Annotated in this window: 1 protein-coding gene; it reads left to right on the forward strand. The window is 63.7% G+C overall.

Going from position 1 to position 502, the window contains the following annotated elements; all coding sequences use genetic code 11:
• Positions 1–480 (forward strand): transposase (locus tag ACLNEE_RS16910; RefSeq protein WP_411425150.1); only part of this gene is annotated, 480 nt, incomplete at its 5' end.
• Positions 481–502 lie beyond the last annotated feature (22 nt).

Consider the following 502-nt stretch of genomic DNA (forward strand, 5'->3'; position numbering starts at 1 on the left):
AGACAAAACAGCTCAGGGCGCAGCAGTGCTGGCGGAGGCCCCAGCAAGAAAGGGGATGCCTGCTTGCGGGAAGCGCTGTTCCTGGCGGCCAATCAGGTCCGCCGTTTCGATCCCACCTTGGCCCGGCGCTATCAGCGGTTGATGTGTGAGACGGGCCGTCACCACAACTCCGCCGTCTGCACGGTGGCCACGGTGCTGTTGACTCGCATCACGGCCTGCCTGAGGGCTGGGGTCCCTTACGTCATCCGCGATGTGGACGGGCGAGAGATCAGCAAGGAGGAGGGCAAAGCCATCGTGAAGGACCGCTACGCCATCCCAGAAACGGTACGCGCTGCTCGCCGCACGATCAGGAAGCGGAGCGGCAAGGCTCTGGGTGGGGTAGCAACGCTGAACCAGGAGTCGCAGAGCGCTCCAAAGCGGCAACCACCCCCTCGTCAGGCTGCATCAACAACTGAGGCCTGGCAAGCCTTGGCGACTTGACAGCGGTTAGGAACTCAACGGC

The sequence above is a fragment of the Aphanothece stagnina RSMan2012 genome, assembly GCF_046764815.1.
GTDB lineage: Bacteria > Cyanobacteriota > Cyanobacteriia > PCC-6307 > Cyanobiaceae > NIES-981.